This is a genomic window from Amycolatopsis sp. NPDC051102 (assembly GCF_040682815.1).
GTDB lineage: Bacteria > Actinomycetota > Actinomycetes > Mycobacteriales > Pseudonocardiaceae > Amycolatopsis.
Map to the genome: position 1 here is coordinate 22,360 of NZ_JBFBBT010000025.1, position 16,461 is coordinate 38,820.

16 protein-coding genes are annotated in these 16,461 nt (G+C 71.1%); 5 read left to right on the forward strand and 11 right to left on the reverse strand.

Going from position 1 to position 16,461, the window contains the following annotated elements; genetic code table 11:
- Positions 1-21: 21 nt before the first annotated feature.
- The 7 genes from AB0M93_RS41180 to AB0M93_RS41210 form a co-directional block, all read right to left on the reverse strand.
- Positions 22-876 carry an amidohydrolase family protein gene (locus AB0M93_RS41180; protein WP_364284931.1) on the reverse strand — a complete coding sequence of 285 codons (855 nt, stop codon included), beginning with the start codon at positions 874-876 and terminating at the stop codon, positions 22-24.
- On the reverse strand, positions 873-2,426 hold the full coding sequence (locus AB0M93_RS41185) for a benzoate-CoA ligase family protein (protein WP_364284933.1): 1,554 nt from the start codon (positions 2,424-2,426) through the stop codon (positions 873-875). The genes AB0M93_RS41180 and AB0M93_RS41185 overlap by 4 nt, the downstream gene beginning before the upstream one ends.
- Positions 2,427-2,434: 8 nt before the next feature.
- Entirely contained in the window at positions 2,435-3,856 is a 1,422-nt protein-coding gene (boxB, locus tag AB0M93_RS41190) for a benzoyl-CoA 2,3-epoxidase subunit BoxB (RefSeq protein WP_364284935.1), read from the reverse strand.
- A 5-nt stretch (positions 3,857-3,861) separates the two neighbouring features.
- Entirely contained in the window at positions 3,862-5,481 is a 1,620-nt protein-coding gene (gene boxC / locus AB0M93_RS41195; RefSeq protein ID WP_364284937.1) for a 2,3-epoxybenzoyl-CoA dihydrolase, read from the reverse strand.
- Between the two features lie 32 nt (positions 5,482-5,513).
- Entirely contained in the window at positions 5,514-5,939 is a 426-nt protein-coding gene (locus AB0M93_RS41200) for a hypothetical protein (protein ID WP_364285131.1), read from the reverse strand.
- Positions 5,940-6,037: 98 nt separating this feature from the next.
- Positions 6,038-6,940, reverse strand: a complete 903-nt coding sequence (locus AB0M93_RS41205) for a GNAT family N-acetyltransferase (RefSeq protein WP_364284939.1) — start codon at positions 6,938-6,940, stop codon at positions 6,038-6,040.
- 152 nt (positions 6,941-7,092) lie between these two features.
- On the reverse strand, positions 7,093-9,519 hold the full coding sequence (locus AB0M93_RS41210; protein ID WP_364284941.1) for a glycoside hydrolase family 3 C-terminal domain-containing protein: 2,427 nt from the start codon (positions 9,517-9,519) through the stop codon (positions 7,093-7,095).
- Between the two features lie 95 nt (positions 9,520-9,614).
- On the opposite strand from AB0M93_RS41210, the gene AB0M93_RS41215 reads away from it, so the two are divergent.
- A complete protein-coding gene (locus AB0M93_RS41215; RefSeq protein WP_364284943.1) occupies positions 9,615-10,196 on the forward strand; it encodes a TetR/AcrR family transcriptional regulator in 582 nt (193 codons plus the stop codon).
- A 2-nt stretch (positions 10,197-10,198) separates the two neighbouring features.
- Here the strand turns inward: AB0M93_RS41215 and AB0M93_RS41220 are convergent, their stop codons facing one another.
- Together AB0M93_RS41220 and AB0M93_RS41225 are read right to left on the reverse strand one after the other, a co-directional pair.
- A complete protein-coding gene (locus AB0M93_RS41220) occupies positions 10,199-10,582 on the reverse strand; it encodes a PPOX class F420-dependent oxidoreductase (protein ID WP_364284945.1) in 384 nt (127 codons plus the stop codon).
- A 30-nt stretch (positions 10,583-10,612) separates the two neighbouring features.
- Positions 10,613-11,200 (reverse strand): dihydrofolate reductase family protein, encoded by a 588-nt coding sequence (locus AB0M93_RS41225; protein WP_364284947.1) that lies wholly within the window; start codon positions 11,198-11,200, stop codon positions 10,613-10,615.
- 91 nt (positions 11,201-11,291) lie between these two features.
- Here AB0M93_RS41225 and AB0M93_RS41230 point away from each other — a divergent pair, with 91 nt between their 5' ends.
- Positions 11,292-11,747 (forward strand): helix-turn-helix domain-containing protein, encoded by a 456-nt coding sequence (locus tag AB0M93_RS41230; protein ID WP_364284949.1) that lies wholly within the window; start codon positions 11,292-11,294, stop codon positions 11,745-11,747.
- 55 nt (positions 11,748-11,802) lie between these two features.
- Here the strand turns inward: AB0M93_RS41230 and AB0M93_RS41235 are convergent, their stop codons facing one another.
- Entirely contained in the window at positions 11,803-12,249 is a 447-nt protein-coding gene (locus AB0M93_RS41235) for a MarR family winged helix-turn-helix transcriptional regulator (RefSeq protein ID WP_364284951.1), read from the reverse strand.
- A gap of 48 nt (positions 12,250-12,297) precedes the next feature.
- On the opposite strand from AB0M93_RS41235, the gene AB0M93_RS41240 reads away from it, so the two are divergent.
- From AB0M93_RS41240 to AB0M93_RS41250, 3 genes are all read left to right on the forward strand, one after another.
- On the forward strand, positions 12,298-12,765 hold the full coding sequence (locus tag AB0M93_RS41240; protein ID WP_364284953.1) for a DUF1579 family protein: 468 nt from the start codon (positions 12,298-12,300) through the stop codon (positions 12,763-12,765).
- Between the two features lie 104 nt (positions 12,766-12,869).
- Positions 12,870-14,732: an ABC transporter ATP-binding protein gene (locus AB0M93_RS41245; protein ID WP_364285133.1), complete on the forward strand. Its 1,863-nt coding sequence runs from the start codon at positions 12,870-12,872 to the stop codon at positions 14,730-14,732.
- Positions 14,729-15,604 carry an alpha/beta hydrolase gene (locus AB0M93_RS41250; protein ID WP_364284955.1) on the forward strand — a complete coding sequence of 292 codons (876 nt, stop codon included), beginning with the start codon at positions 14,729-14,731 and terminating at the stop codon, positions 15,602-15,604. Before AB0M93_RS41245 ends, AB0M93_RS41250 begins: the two co-directional genes overlap by 4 nt.
- 106 nt (positions 15,605-15,710) lie before the next feature.
- On the opposite strand, the gene AB0M93_RS41255 is transcribed toward AB0M93_RS41250, so the two are convergent.
- Entirely contained in the window at positions 15,711-16,445 is a 735-nt protein-coding gene (locus tag AB0M93_RS41255; RefSeq protein WP_364285135.1) for a fumarylacetoacetate hydrolase family protein, read from the reverse strand.
- Between the last annotated feature and the right edge of the window lie 16 nt (positions 16,446-16,461).

Consider the following 16,461-nt stretch of genomic DNA (forward strand, 5'->3'; position numbering starts at 1 on the left):
GGCACCCCCGCGTGCGAACCACTAGGCCAGCGACGGCATCAGCTTGATCGCGTTCCCGGACAGCACCCCGCTCAGCACCTCCTCGGGCAGGCCCAGCCCGGCCAGCGTCCGGACGTTCGCGGCCACCGACGGCACGCCGGGCCAGTCGGTGCCGAACACGAACTTCCCGGCCAGCCGGGCCAGGTCGAACCGCCGGTAGTACTCCGGCAGCTTCTTCGGTGGCAGCCCGGCGAGGTCGAGCCAGACGTTGTCCCGCGCCAGCGCGAGGAACGCCGCGACGTCGTACCACCACCCGCGGCCGCCGTGGGCGAAGACGAATTGCAGCGCCGGGAAGTCCTCGACCACGTCGGAAAGCAGCTCGGGGTTGCCGAAACTGGTGCGGGAGCCCGGAAAGCTCGACGTTCCCGAGTGGAGGATCACCGGCACCCCGCGGTCGAGGCACAGCTGGTAGACCGGGTACAGCTCCTTGTCCGCCGGTGAGAACGCGCCGTGCACGGGGTGGATCTTCAGCGCCACCGCGCCCAGGTCCAGCTGCCGCTCGACCTCCGCCGCCGCCGGGTGGTGCAGGTACGGGTTGACGTTCGCCACCAGCCGGAACCGCTGTGGATTGAAAGAAACCAGCGGCAGGTTGTCCTCGATCGGCTGGATCCCGGTCGCCCGGGGGCTGTACTCGCAGAACAACAGGACCCGGTCGACGCCTTCGGACTCCATCAGCTCGTCCATCGCCTCCGGGACGACCTCCCCCGAAGCGGAATACACCGAACGCCACGGGTACGAGCCCGCGAAGTCGTGGGCCCACTGCAGCCACGCGGGTTTCAGAGTCGGCAGCCGCGGCGTGTGGACGTGCGCGTCGACCACGAAGTGCCCGTCGATCATGGCTGCGGCGCCACCGCCCGCAGCACGTCGCGGACCTGCTCGCGGATGACGTTGCGGCGGATCTTGCCGGTCGCCGTCTTCGGCAGCTCGGCCAGCTCCACCACCCCGCGCGGGCGCTTGAACGCCGCCAGCCCCTCGCGGCAGAACTCGATCAGCTCGTCCGGGTCGACGGCGAACCCCGGTGCGGGCACCACGCACGCCACCGGCTTGTCGAGCCCGTCGGCGTCCGGCGCGGCGACGACCGCGACCTCCGCCACCGCCGGGTGCTGCCGCAGCCGTTCCTCCACTTCGGACGGTGACACCCAGATCCCGCCCGCCTTCAGCATGTCGCCGAACCGGCCGAGGCAGGTGTAGGTGCCGTCCTCGTTCCGGACGTAACTGTCGCCCGTCCGCAGCCATTCGCCCTGGAAGACGAGCTTCGTCGCGTCGTAGCGGGCCCAGTACCCGGTCGCCGTCGACGGCCCGGACACGAACAGCTCACCCGGCTGCCCGGCGGCGTCGACCACCGCGCCGGCTTCGTCGCGGATCTGCAGGGAGTACCCGGGCACGGCGACGCCGGTGGTGCCCGGCCGCACCGCGCCGGGCCGGTTGGACAGGAAGATGTGCAGGGCCTCGGTCGACCCGATGCCGTCGAGGATCTCCAGCCCGAAGCGCGCGCGGAACCGTTCGAACAGCGATGCGGGCAGCGGCTCGCCTGCCGAAACCGCGTACCGCACCGAAGCGAACGAGTCGTCCGGGACGTCGCTGGCGAGCAGCGCCGCGTAGAACGTCGGCACCGCGAAGAACAGCGACGGCTGCTCCGCGCGAGCGCGTCTCGCGAACAACGCGGGCGTCGGACGCGCAGGCTCCAGCAGCGTCGTTCCGCCCGCGCCGAGCGGGAAGAAGCACGAGTTCCCCAGCCCGTAGGCGAAGAACAGCTTGGGCACCGACAGGAACCGGTCCGCCGCGGACGTCGCCAGCACGCCGCGGGCGTAGGTCTCGCAGACCGCGCGGATGCTCGCGTGCCGGTGCATCGCGCCCTTCGGCTGCCCGGTCGTGCCGGAGGTGTACAGCCACAGCGCGGGCGAGTCCGCCCACGTCCGGCCGTCGCGGAACTCGCCGTCCAGTTCGGACCACCGGTGCGTCCGGACGCCGTCCGGGACGCCGGTCGCGTCGGACCGGTCGAGCAGGACGTCCGTGACCTCGGGGGCGAGGCCGAGCGCGGTCACCGCCTGCTCGGTGAACTCGCCGGACACGCACAGCACCCGCGCCCGCGAGTCGGCCAGCACGTTGCCCAGCTCCAGGCCGGTGACCATGGTCGACACCGGGACGGCGACCGCGCCGGCCAGCATCGCGCCGAGGATGCCGGTGAGCAGCTCGACGTCGTCGACCATGCAGAACATGACCCGTTCTTCGGGCCGCACCCCGAGTTCCGTCAGGCCGCCGGCGACGCGCCGGGACTCGGCCGCGAGCTCGGCGTAGGTGAGCGAACGGCGAGGCGACACGACCGCGGTCGCGTCCGGGTGCCCGGCCGACAGCAGGTACTCCGCGGCATTGAACCCTGTCGCCACCAGGCCTCCTACGTGAGGTACACGTACTCGTAGTCGATGGGCTTGCCGTTGATGCCCTGCCGCGGCGGCGCCACCCAGCTCGCGATCTTCCCCCGTTCGTACACCGGGTGCATCAGCGAGCGGACGAACGTGAGGTCTTCGGTCGTGGGCAGCCACTTGCGCTTGCCTGCCTCCCAGGTCGCCTCGTCGACGATGGTGCCGTCGGGAGTGACGTGGTGGCCGGAGTTTATGCCCACTTCGCGGTTGAAGCCAGGGTGCGGCAGGCGGAACGCGAAGCCGATCCCGGCGTCGGCGAGGATCTTGTTCCAGCGCTTCACGCCGGTCTGGCAGTCGGCCACGTACTCGCTGCGCAAATCGAGGTTGAGCAGCAGGATCGCCTGCTGTTCCTCGGTGGTCCACGTGCCGTCGCTGTTCGGCCGCTCCAGCGTGCGGGCGTCCCCGGTGAGCTTGTGGTCGTCCTTGCGGCGGGTTTCCTGCCAGCGGCCCTTGAGGCCGGCGGTGTAGTAGTTCGCCGCGTTCGTCGACGTCTCGCTGCCGAACAGGTCGAGTGAGACGGTGTAGTGGAAGTTGATGTACTTCTGGATGACCTCCAGCGGGATGCCGCCGTGCGGGCCGATGTCGAGCGTGTCGTGCTCGCGGATCAGCTCGGCGCTGCGGGTCACCACGCGGTCGACGCCGGTGGTGCCCACCATCATGTGGTGCGCTTCTTCTTTGAGCATGAACTCGCAGGTGCGCGAGAGCGGGTCGAAGGAGCTTTCCTTGAGCGTGCCGAGCTGGTACTTCCCGTCGCGGTCGGTGAAGTAGGTGAACATGTAGAACGCCAGCCAGTCGGCGGTTTCCTCGTTGAACGCGCCGAGGATGCGGGGCGCGTCCGGGCTGCCGGAGTTGCGCATCAGCAGTCCTTCGGCCTCGTCACGGCCTTCGCGGCCGAAGTAGGCGTGCAGCAGGTACACCATCGCCCACAGGTGGCGGCCCTCTTCGACGTTGACCTGGAACAGGTTGCGCAGGTCGTACAGGCTCGGCGCGGTGAGGCCGAGGAGCTTCTGCTGCTCGACCGACGCCGGCTCGGTGTCGCCCTGGATGACGATCAGCCGCTGCAGGTCGGCGCGGTATTCGCCGGGCACCTGCTGCCACACCGGCTCGCCCTGGTGCTCCCCGAAGGCGATCCGGCGGTCGGGGTCGCGCTCGGCGAGGAAGATCCCCCAGCGGTAGTCGGGCACGTTGACGTGGTCGAAGTGCGCCCAGCCTTCGCGGCCCACGCTCACGGCGGTGCGCAGGTAGACGCCGTGGGTCTCCAGCGTCGGGCCCATTTCGCCCCACCAGTGCAGGAACTTCGGCTGCCAGCCTTCGAGGGCGCGCTGCAGCCTGCGGTCTTCGGAGAGGTTGACGTTGTTGGGGATCTTGGCGTCGTAGTCGATCTTCTCGGGCATCTGCGCTAGACCCGCTTCCTGTCGAAGACGGCCTTCTGCCCCGTACCGTATCGGCGCAGCGCGCCTTCCGGCCCGGATGCGTTCGGGCGGGTGAAAATCCAGTTCTGCCAAGCCGCCAGCCGGCCGAAGATCTTGGTCTCGATGGTCTCCGGACCCACGAACCGGTGGTTGGCCTCCATGCCGGTGAGCGCGTCCGGGGACAGCGACGCGCGGCCTTCGAGGGCGATCCGGATCTCGTCCTCCCAGTCGAGGTCGTCCGGGGCGTCGGTGACCAGGCCGAGTTCGCGGGCTTCGGCGGCGCTCAGCTCGCGGTTCTTCTCGCGCGCCAGCCAGGTGAGGTGGTCGTCGTCGCCGTAGAACCGCGCCTGCAACCGGGTCAGGCCGTTGCCCATCGGGAACGCGCCGAAGTTGGCGTCGGTGAGCCGGATGGACGCGCGTGCGTCGCTGTCTTCGTCGTCGATCGGCGGCCCGTCCAGGATGTACTGCCGGTCCGCGGCCAGTGCGACCTCCAGCAGCGCGCCCGCGAAGCAGCTGCCGGGTTCGATGAGCGCGATCAGGCTGCGGCTGGTGACGTCGAGGCGCTTGAGCGTCCGCTTGAAGTAGTGCGTGATCTCGTTGGCCAGCCAGTCCTTCTGCCCGAGGACGGCCTGCTCGTGCGCCAGCACCTTTTCCGGGTCGCCCTGGGTCTTGAGGATCCACGTGCCGGCTTCGACCTCGTTGGTGCGCAGCCGCAGGATGGCGTCGTCCAGCTCGCGGGTCATGGCGAGGAACCAGCCGCCCGCGCCCTCCTCGTGCAGGTCACCCGGGTCGTCTTCGGGGCCCTTGATGGTGATGGTGACCTGATCCTTGGCCACGTCGATGTCGACATGGCGATGTTCCAGCGGCGTCAGCTCGATGCCGTGGTCACCCTGCTTTTCCGACCGGCGCGCGAGTTCTCGCGCCTTTTCGAGGACCTTCTCGCGGAAGTCCTGGCGCGGCACCAGTTCGTCGACCAGCCGCCAGTCGACCGCCGTGCGGCCCTTGACGCCGTCCGGGCGGGTGGCGAAGACGTCGGCGAGATCCCGGCGCACGCGCCGCTTGTCGACGACGCGGGTGAGGCCGCCGGTGCCGGGCAGCACGCCCAGCAGGGGCACCTCCGGCAGCGCGACCGTCGAGGAGTTGTCGTCGATCAGGAAGATCTTTTCGCAGGCCAGCGCGATCTCGTAGCCACCGCCGGCGCAGGTGCCGTTGACCGCGGCCACGTAGACCTGGCCGGAGTGCTCGGTGGCGTCCTCCATGCCGTTGCGGGTCTCGTTGGTGAACTTGCAGAAGTTCACCTTCCAGTGGTGCTCCGACGCGGCGAGCATCCGGATGTTCGCGCCGGCGCAGAACACCTTCTCCTTCGCGCTGGTCACGATGACCACGCGGACCTCGGGGTGCTCGAACCGCAGCCGCTGCGTGGCGTCGTAGAGCTCGATGTCGACGCCGAGGTCGTAGGAGTTGAGCTTGAGCTCGTACCCCGGGACCAGACCGCCCTGCTCGTCGACGTCCAGCTCGAGCCAGGCCACCTCCCCGTCGATCCGGAGGCGCCAGTGGCGGTACTCGTCGGGACGGCGGTCGAAGGCAACCGGTGTGGTGGTGGTCACTCACCCGATTGTCTACATGAGTCAGACGGAGGTCAATGTTGTGTAGAAAGTTGATCTCGGGTGGTCACCCGGTTGAGCGTCGTCCAGGCCCAGGTGAGGAACACCCACAGCGCCAGCCCGGCCGCGGCGTCGGTGAAGATCGTCGCGAACCAGAACGCCGGGATCTGCGGCACGCCGGTCAGGAAGTGACCGAGAGTGACCATTCCGGTCAGGGAATAGATCAGCAGGAACCCCAGTGCCCGCGAATATCTGCGGTCCACGTACGCGCGGTAGCCGAGCCAGCCGGACGCCGTGAGCAGCACCCAGGCGACGGCAACGACGATGCCCGCCGCGAGCACCGGAACACCCGGCAGCTGCGGGTAGTCCGCGACACGAAGGGCGTTGTGCGCGTAGTGCAGCGTCGTGCTGAGCAGCGAGAAGCCCAGAATCACCCGCAGTACCGGCAGCCCCTTGTCCATCATGCCCCCGATTTGATAGATCGCTCTAGCGACGGTACCGCCCGGCGATCGTGAGTGGCAAGGCGCGTTCTAACCCGCCTTGCCACTCACGACGGGTGTCACACGAAGTCGATGCGGTGCTGCACCACGGGGTAACCCGCCTTCGCGAAGGCCTTGGCCATCGGGACGTTGCCGACGTCGGTGCCCGCGACGATCCGGTCCGCGCCGTAGCCGACGAGGTCGTGCGTCGCCTCGACCAGGAGGTCGTACGCGTAGCCCTTGCCCCGGTGCTCCGGCACCACGGCCACGTAGCCGACCACCGGGTCGTAGACGTTGCGGCTCGGCAGGACGAGGCCGGCCAGCTCGCCCTCGGCCGTGTACGCGAGCCGCCACCAGTCCCGCGGCGCCGGCATCCACTTCATCAGGTCGAAGTCTTCCCGCGCGGCCGCTTCGAGGCCCTGCTCTTCGATGGCCTTGCGCGCGTGCGCGTCGAGGCTGCCGACGTGCACCCGCCTGAAGACGTCGAGGATGACGTCGTCGTCCGGCTCCGGCCGGAACTCGAGCCGGCCCGGCCGCTCCGGCAGGCCGTTTTCCGGGGTCCAGCGGAAGCGGTAGCGCTCGACGAGCTTGCGGTAGCCCGCCGCCTCGGCCGCCTCGACCCGGCCGTTCACTTCGGCCGCGACCTGCGGATCGTCCTGCCACGCCGGCGGGGTGTGCAGTGCGTACTCCGCCCGCAGCGGTGCGGTTTTCAGCAGGTGGACGGCCGCGTCGAAGTCGGTGAAGTCGAACCAGTCCAAGGCGACCGGCTCTTCGTCCCCGGCCTTGGCCCACCAGGCGGCGCGGGCCACGACGACGTCATCGCGCAGCGCGACCCAGGTCCACTCGGGCCGGTACTCGCCCCTCTTCGCCATCTCGACGAAGTCGTCACCGAGCAGCGTGCGGCCGACGAGACCGCGGTCGGGCAGGGAGGTGAACAGTGCTTCTTCGCCCGCTTGGAGCGGGCGCACGACCAGTTCGGTCATGGAAATCCTTCCAGGAGTACGCGCTCCCGGTCAGACAGCCGGCACCCTCGCTGCGAGGTGGGAGCGCGTGATCGGTTGCGTGATCATCGGTCCCACCTCCTTTCGCTGTTCAAGGTGCCTGCACAAGACCTTAGGGGATGCGCCCGCGGTGATCAACGGATTTTCTGCAGCACCACGCGCGTGCTCAGCCGCGGTTCGGCGTAGGAGTGTGATGCCTCCAGGACGTACTCGCCGGCGATGTGCTGCCAGCCGTCGCGCCAGGTCTCGGCCGACCTCGGCGCGATGGTGACGTCGGCTTCGACGGCCTGGCCGGGCCCGGCTTCGACGCTCGCGAACCCGGCCAGCCAGCGGTGCGGCCGGTCGCCACGTTCGGTCGGGGCCAGGTAGAGCTGGACGACTTCGCGCCCCTTGCGCGTTCCCGTGTTGCGTACGCGGACCCGGACGCGCGCGCCGCCTTCGTCGTCCGGGTAGGCGTCGAGTTCTTCGTACACCCAGGTCGTATAGCCCTGGCCGTGGCCGAACCAGTAGGCGGGTTGCTGCTCGACACGAGACCATGCGCTGTAGCCGATGTACACGCCTTCGCCGTACTCGAGCACGCCGTCTTGAGGCGTCACGTCGGTGACCGGAGCGTCTTCGAGCTTCGCCGGCCACGTCGTCGGCAGGCGGCCGCCGGGCTCTTCGCGGCCGAAGAGGACGTCGGCGAGCGCGTCGCCGCCGGCCTGGCCGGGGAACCAGGTGAGCAGGACCGCGGCGACCTCGCCCCGCCACGGCAGCTCGACCGGCGAGCCGGCGTTGACGACCACGACGGTGTTCGGGTTGGCCCGGGCGACCCGGGTGACGAGCTCGTCCTGCCGGCCGGGCAGCGCGAGCGACGTCCGGTCGAAGCCTTCGCTCTCGACCTCGGCGGTGGTGCCGACCACGACCACCGCGACCTCCGATTTCCCAGCCAGGGCAACGGCTTCCTCGATGGCGGCGTCCGGGTCGAGCACGGGACCGCGGTGGCCGAGGGCGAAGGTGACCCAGGCGAAGGTGCCACGGGCGAACTCCGCCATCTCCGACGGGATCCAGTACGTCAGGCTGACGTCGACCGGCTCGCCCGCGGTCAGCTCGACGTCCCGCCGCTGCTCGTGGACCTGCATGATGGACGTGAAGATGTCCCCGCCCTCGGGCAGGTTCACGCCGTCGAAGAGGGGCTGGCCGCCGACGGTCAGGCGGAGGTCGCCGGGGCCGGTGACGCCGAAGGTGTGCGTGCCGCTGCGGTCCGGGAGGAACGTGCCGGCGATCTCGACCGAGACGAGGGTCCCGATGTCGAGCCCGGCCGGGAGTTCGCCGATCCAGTCGATTCTGGCTTGGCGCAGGGAAAACTCCGCGAGTCCGGTGCCGTCGGCGGCGCGGGCGGTCGCGCGGAGCCGGAAATTGTCGGTGGCCGCCGGTAACGTCGTCCGCGGATCGGCACCGGGGGCGTAGGTGAGCTCGGTGCCCGGGGGAACGGCCGCTCTCAGGCCGTCGAGAGGGGAGACGACGTGGTCGGGGAACACGGTGGCGCTGCCACCGCCGAGGATCTTCGGGTCCGCGGCGAGGGCGCCGATGAGCGCGATGCTCTGCGGCTCGCGCAGCGGGAGCACGCCGGTTTCGTTGCTGAGCAACACGAACGACCGGTGCGCGACCTCGCGCGCGACCGCGTCACCATCCGAAGTGGACTGGTCGGCTGCCGGGCTGTCGCCGAGCGCGCCGGCCCGGTGGGCGAGCAGGAGCACGCGGCGCACCATGGCGTTCACGACCGCTTCGTCGACTTCGCCGCCGCGGACGGCTTCGGCGAGCCGTTCCCCGAACACCGTGCGAGGGCCGGGCATCGCGACGTCGAGGCCGCCGTTGGCGGAGGCGACGGTGTCGCGCGCGGCCAGCCAGTCGGAGACGACGAAGCCGTCGAAGCCCCATTCGTCGCGCAGCACGCCGTTGAGCAGCGCGGCGTGCTGGGTCATCGTGATGCCGTTGACGCTGTTGTAGGCGGCCATGATCCCCCACGGCTTCGCCCGCCGGACGATGAGCTCGAAGGGGGCGAGGTAGAGCTCGCGCAGCGCGCGTTCGCCGACGTGCACGTCGGCGGTGAAGCGTTCGGTCTCGAAGTCGTTGGCGACGAAGTGCTTGACCGTGACGGCGACCCCGCCGTCCTGCACGCCGGTGACGTACCCGGCGCCGATCATCCCGGTGAGGAGCGGATCTTCGGAATAGCACTCGAAGTGCCGGCCGCCCAGCGGCGACCGGTGGAGGTTGACCGTGGGCGCGAGCAGCACGTGCACGCCCTTGCGCCGGGCTTCCTGCGCGAGCAGGCGGCCGACGCGCACGGCCAGCCGCGGGTCCCAGCTCGCGGCGAGCGCGGTCGGGCTGGGCAGCGTCACCGAGGGGTCGTCCGGGCTCCACCGCGTCCCGCGTACGCCGACCGGGCCGTCGGAGAGAACCAGGGACGCGAGCCCGATCCGGGGCAGCGCGGGCAGGGACCAGACGTCCTGACCGGCGAGCAGGCTCGCCTTGGCGTCCAGGTCGAGCTCGGCCAGCAGCGCGTCGACGTCGAAGCTCATGCGCACCCTCCCGGGTCGGTCCTGCCGTCACCCTACCTGGCGCCGGGTAGTGAACGTTATGGTTCCGTGACGACTTGTCCCGTAGGCTCGGGATCATGACCCGGGCCAGGGGCGCCGACCGCCGAGCCGGCATCGTCCGAGCGGCGTTCGAGGTGATCGCCGAACGCGGCTACCGCGGCACCTCGCTGTCCGCGGTCGCCGAGCGCGTGGGGCTGACCCAGCAGGGGCTGATGCACTACTTCCCCACCAAGGAAGACCTGCTCACGGCGGTGCTGGAGACCCGGGACGAGTGGGACCTGCTGCACTTCGGGCACGCCCCGCCGGGCGACCCGTCGGCGATGACGGTGAACCAGCTGGCGGACCTCGTCGACTACAACGCGACCCGGCCGGGCATCGTCCAGACGTACACGGTGCTCTCGGCGGACAGCGTCACCGACGACCACCCGGCGCGGAAGTACTTCCACGACCGGTACGCCCGGGTCCGCGCGGGCATGACCCAGATGCTCGAACGCCACCGCGACGAACTCCCGCCGGGCACCACCCCGGAACAGCTGGCCCCGATCGCCATCGCGGTCCTCGACGGCCTCCAGCTGCAGTGGCTCCTCGACCCGGCGGAGGTCGACATGTCCGCCGGGTTCCGCACGTTCCTGACCCTGCTGGGCGTCAAGCCGGACTGACGTCACCGCATCCCGACGCTCTGCCGCTCGACCTCGATGAGCGCGACGACCCGCGGCTGCTCACGCGAGTAGGGCGCCCCGATGTACTTCGTCGCGATCCGGTCGACGATCTCCCAGGCGGCGTCCCCCTCGACCCACTCGGCGACCCGGCCGCGGATGATCACCGGCTCGAACGGGTTGTCCACCGGGGTCAGGGAGAGCGCGACGCGGGGGTCGCGCCGCAGGTTGCGGGCCTTGCGGGAATCCGGGCCGGTCAGGATGGCGATCCGGTCACCCTCGGGGTCGACCCAGACCGGCACCGAGTGGGGTGCGCCGTCGGGCAGGACGGTGGCGAGGTGGCCGATCGCGGTGGTGGCGAGGATGCGCCGGACGTCGGCTTCGAGCATGGTGGTCGGCTCCTTTGACGAGGTGGGTGTTCAGGCGACGGCGTAGTGGAGGTGGGTGACGCCGGGCGCGGGCACGGCCTCCACCAGGCTGAGCCGCACCTGCGCGGGCAGCTCCCGGAAGAACGACCGGCCGCCGCCGAGCAGGACGGGGACCTGGTGCAGCACGATTTCGTCGACCAAGCCGGCCTGCAACGCCGAGGCCAGGACACCGCCGCCCATGAGGCCGACGTCCTTGCCGCCGGCCGCCTCGCGGGCCGCCCCGATCGCGTCCTCGACGTTGCCGGCGAGGGTCTGCCGCTCGGTCAGCTCCGGCGCGGGGCGGTGGCTGACCAGGAAGAGCGGGGCGCCCGGGTGCGGGCTGCCGCCGCCGAAGCGTTCCGAGTCTTCGTAGGTGTTGCGGCCCGCCACGACCGCGCCCACCCGGCCGGCGAGGGAGTCGAAGACGCGGGCGCTCGGCTCGCTGAGGTTGAAGAAGCCGAAGACCCGGCTCTGAGTGTCCCCGTCGGAGTACCAGTCGAAGAGCGTCCCGCCGTCGCCGAGGCCGCGCCCCGGACCGGCGTCGCGGCCGGTGATGTACCCATCGACCGACACGGAGAGGGCGCTGAAGACCTTGCTCATCGCGGCTTTCCCTTCTGAGTTCCTTCAGGAGACTCCAGAACCGTAGCAGCTTCAGTTCCTTAAGGGAACCCCGAGTGCTAAACTGGCCGGCATGCAGCGCACGAACTTCAGCGAACTGGCCGCGTGCTCGATCGCGCGCACGCTCGACGTCATCGGCGAACCGTGGTCGCCGCTGATCCTGCGGGACGTCTGGGCCGGGTTCAGCCGGTTCGAGCAGCTCCAAGCCGACCTCGGCATCTCCCGCAAGGTGCTGACCGAGCGGCTCAACCACCTGGTCGAGGAAGGGGTCCTCGAGCGCCGCCCGTACGACCGGCGGCCGCGCTACGAGTACGTGCTGACGGAGAAGGGCACCGAACTGGTCGACATGCTGATGGTGATGACCCGCTGGGGCGACAAGTGGCTGGCGGGCAAGGCGGGCCCGCCGGTGCTCTACCGCCACCACGCGTGCGGCGAAATCAGCAGCGTCGACCTGCGTTGCGCGCACTGCGGCGAGTCGATGCACGCCAACGACGTGGACGTGCTCGCGGGCCCCGGCGCGACCCGCTGAAAGCAGTTACGACGACGGCCGGACCATCAAGGCCGAGCCACCTGATCGACGGCGCTCACAGCAACCGCGGCTGAGCCACGGCTTCCCGCAGCCGCCGCAACGTCCGCAGCGTCGTCTCCAGATCCTCCGGCGGCACCTCGGCCGCCATCTCCTCCGCCCACTCGACCTGCGCCTCCCCCAACGCCCGCATCGCCGCGCGAGCCTGCCGCGTCAACGACAACAGCGGCGCCCGCGCGTCGGCCGGGTTCGGCAACCTGTCGAGCATTCCGTTGCGCAGCAGGCGGTTCACCGTCTCCTGCACGCTCTGCCGCCGCAGCCCGCGCCGGCGTGCCACCTCCGCGGCGGTCGCCGGGCCGTCCTCGAGGAAGCCGAGCACCTGCCACTGCGCCGCGGTCAGCCCGACCGGCGCCGTCAGCGCGTCGCCCGCCGCGAGGAAGCCGCCGTTGCACGCGAAGACCGCGTCGATCACGCGGGTGAACGTCTCGGCTCGAGGGGACCGCATGCGTGCTAGTCTCGCACATCGACAGGCACCTGTCGAAATGGAGACACCATGGACATGCCCCGCCTCGGACCCGCGCACGACGCGCTGAAGGCGCTCGTCGGCGACTGGACCGGCACCGAGGAACTCGCCGCCTCGCCGTGGGCGTCGGCCTCGACCGCGCACGCGGACTGCGAATACCGCTTGGCGCTCAACGGTTTCGCCGTGATCCAGCACTACCGGCAGCGCCGCGAGGACGGCTCGGAGTTCCTCGGCCACAACGTCTTCACCGCCGACCCGAACACCGGCGAGACGCTCTGGTACGGCTTCGACAGCTACGGCTACCCACCCGAGTCGCCCGCCCGCGGCGGTTGGACCGGCACCACGCTGACGCTCGAAAAGAAGACCGCGCGCGGGATCGCCCGGCACCGGCTCACCCCGGACGGCGGGACGCTGACGCACGAAATCGACATCCGGATGGGTGAAAACCCGGAGTACAGCCCGTTTTTGCGCGCGCGGTACACCCGGAAGGAGCAGTAGCGGGCCCGGAACTGTCGGACCCCCGGAGTACAGATGAGGGCGTGACCAGAACCGCCGACCCCACCGCGGACCCGCCCCCGCTGATCGGGGTCGAGAACGTGAAGATGCCCGAGTGGGCCCGCGTCGACGAACGCGTGGCCGCCGCGGGCTTCGGCCAGGCCGTGCGTGCGCTGCCCGCCGCGGTCTCGGTCGTGCTGCGCCTGGCGTGGCGGACGTCGCCGCGGCTGACGCTGCTGGCCGCCGTCGTGCACGTCGTTTCCGGCTGCGTCACGGCGTTCGGGCTGCTCGCCACCGCGAACGTCTTCACCGCGCTGCTCGAACAGGGCCCGACTCCGGATCAGATCCTGCAGTCGCTGCCGGCGATCGCGGTCGTCACCGGGTCGTACGCGGCGCGCGCGGCGCTGGACGCGGCCGTCGCCGCCGTCGAAGGTGCGCTGCGGCCGCGTGTCACCGCGGCGGCGGACGACGCCGTGACGTCCGCGGTCGTGCGCGTCGGGCTGATCGCGTTCGAGGACGCGGACTTCCGGGAACTGGCGCGGCAGGGCGCGCGGTTCGGGGTGCGGGCCATCGAAACCAGCCTGCGGCGGCTGGCCGACCTGACGTCGTCGGTGATCTCGCTGGCGGCGGCGATGATCACCGCCGGGCTGCTCAACCCGTGGCTGGCACCGGTGCTGCTGCTCGCCGCGGCGGCCGACGGCTGGGCCGCCGCGCGCGTCGCGAAGCTGAACTACCGGCACTTCCTGGACACCGTCGGGCGCAACATCCGCAAGTCGGTCGTCGAAGAGGTTGCCACCTGGCGCTCGATGGCCCTCGAGCGGCACGCGCTGACGCTGCAGGAGCCGCTGCTCGGCGAGTACCGGCGCATCTCGCGCAGCCTCACGCGCGAAGAAATCCGGCTGGCGCACCGGAGCAACCTGGTGCGCACCACCGGGCGGGCGGCGGCCGGCTTCGGCACGGCCGTCGCGTACCTGGTGCTCGGCTGGCTGCTCTACACCGGCGGGATGGAGCTGGCGCTGGCCGGCACGGCGGTGCTGGCCATGCGCACGGCGTCGACGGCGCTGTCCAGCACCATGCGCGCGGTCAACTCGCTGTACGAAGACTCCTTCTACATCGGGTTCTACAACCAGCTGCTCGTGGAGTCGGCGAACCGGCAGCCCCCGCCGACGTCGGTCACCGCGCCCGCCGACCCCGGCGAGATCCGGCTGGAGGGCGTCACGTTCACCTACCCGGGTGGGAAAACCCCGGCGCTGCGGGACATCTCGGTGACGATCCGGCGCGGCGAGGTGGTCGCGCTCGTCGGCGAGAACGGCTCGGGCAAGACCACCCTCGGCAAGCTCCTCACCGGGCTCTACCCGCCGGACGAGGGCACGGTGCACTGGGACGACGTCGACCTGGCGCGGGCCGACCCGGCCTCGGTGCACGCGAACATCGCGGTGATCGCGCAGGAACCGGCGGAGTGGCCGATGACGGCGGCGAACAACATCACGGTCGGGCGGCTCGGCCGGCCCGACCCGGACGGGCTGGCGTGGCAGGAAGCCGTCGGCTACTCGGGCGCGGACGAGGTGATCTCGGCGCTGCCCGGCAAGGAGCACACGGTCCTGTCGAAGAAGTTCGACGAAGGCCACGACCTGTCCGGCGGCCAGTGGCAGCGCATGGGCATCGCCCGCGGCATCTACCGCGACGCCGCGGTCCTGGTCGCCGACGAGCCGACGGCGGCGCTCGACGCCCGCGCCGAAGCCCGCGTGTTCGCCGGGCTGCAGCACGCGAGCCGGTCGGGCCGCGGCCGCCGCACGACGGTGCTGGTGACGCACCGGCTGGCCAACATCCGGTCCGCCGACCGGATCCTGGTCCTGGAAAAGGGGAGGCTGATCGAAGAAGGTACCCATGACGAGCTGATCCGCGCCGGCGGGACCTACCACGAGCTGTACGAGATCCAAGCCCGCGCCTACCGGAACGAGCCACCATGACCGAGCACCTGACCCGCGTCAACGGCGTCGAGCTGTGCCACGAGACGTTCGGCGCCCCCGGCGCGCGGCCGCTCCTGCTCATCATGGGCCTGGGTGCCCCGATGACCTGGTGGGACGACGAGTTCTGCGCGGACCTCGCCGGGCAGGGCTTCCGCGTGATCCGGTTCGACAACCGGGACGCCGGGCGCTCGAGCCGGATGCGCGGGCGGCCGAACCTCGCGCAGGCGTACCTGCTGCGCAGCGCGCCGTACTCGCTGGCGGACATGGCCGAGGACGCCGCCGGGCTGCTGGACGCGCTCGGCGTCGACGCGGCGCACGTGGCCGGGGCGTCGATGGGCGGGATGATCGCGCAGACCTTGGCCGTCCGGCACCCGGCGCGGGTGCGGTCGCTGACGTCGATCATGTCGAGCACGGGCGGCCGCCTCGTCGGCCGGCCGAGCCCGCGGGCGATGTCGATGCTGCTCGCCGCGCCACCGCGGACCCGCGCGGACTACGTCGAGCTGCTCGTGCGCACGTTCCGGGTGATCGGGTCGCCGGGCTACCCGTTCGACGAGGAGCGGATGCGGCGGCGGGCCGAGCGCACGTACGACCGGGGCGTGCCTCCGGGCGGCTCGCTGCGCCAGCTGGCCGCGATCATGGCCGACCGCGACCGCGCCCCACGGCTGCGGAAGATCCGCGTACCGGCCCTGGTGGTGCACGGCGCCCGCGACCCGCTGGTCCACGTCTCGGGCGGCCGAGCCACGGCCCGCGCAATCCCGGGCGCGGACCTCGACATCGTCCCCGGCATGGGCCACGACCTCCCCCGCGAGGTCTGGCCCCGGGTGACAGCGGGCATCACCCGCATCGCCAACCGCGCCGACGCAACCGGTTGACGCACCCACTCGCCTACCCAGCCGGTCGGTACGCGTCACTCGCGTGATTGGGCGCGTCACTCGCGTGATTGGCGGGGCATCTCGCGTGATTGGCGGGTCATCACGGTCAGGTGGCGAGGGTCAGGGAGCCCAGGTGGGAGAAGTGGGCCGCGACGCGGGAGCCGGGGCGGAGGGGGACCGCGTCCGTCATGCCGCCGGTCAGGACCAGCCAGCCCGGCTCGAGGGCCAAGCCACGGGCGGCCAGCGCGTTCGCCGCCAAGGCCAGCGCCTCCGCGGGGTGGCCCTGGACCGCTGCCCCCGTTGCCGTGTCGACTATCTGGCCGTCGACCTCCAGGAGGGCCGCCTCCAAAGACAGGTCCAGCGAAGCCGGCGGCAGACCCACGGGACCCACGCTGAAGTACGCCGACGAGCCGTTGTCCGCGACGGCGTCCGGGAGCGTGAAGCGGTAGTCCGCGTACCGGCTGTCGATGACCTCGATGCCGCCGTACACGCGGTCGACCGCGGCCGACGCCGTCGCCGCCGTCACGCCCGGGCCGGCCAGGCGGCGGCCCAGGACGAAGACCAGTTCCGGCTCCGCGCGCGGGTGGATCAGGACGTCGTGGGGCACCGGGACGCCCGCCGGCAGCACCATCGCGTCCGTCAGCCAGGCCAGCAGGGGCGAGTCGATCCCCATCCGCTGCTGCTTGGCCCGGGACGTCAGCCCCAGCTTGACCCCGACGAGCGTCTCGCCGCGCGCCCGGCGCTGCCGCAGGGCCTCGTCCTGGATCGCGTACGCCGTGTCGACGTCCAGATCCGGCCATTCGGCGGAGAGCGGCGCGCGCTCCGAGACCGTCCCCAGCAGCGCAGCCGCCGCCTCG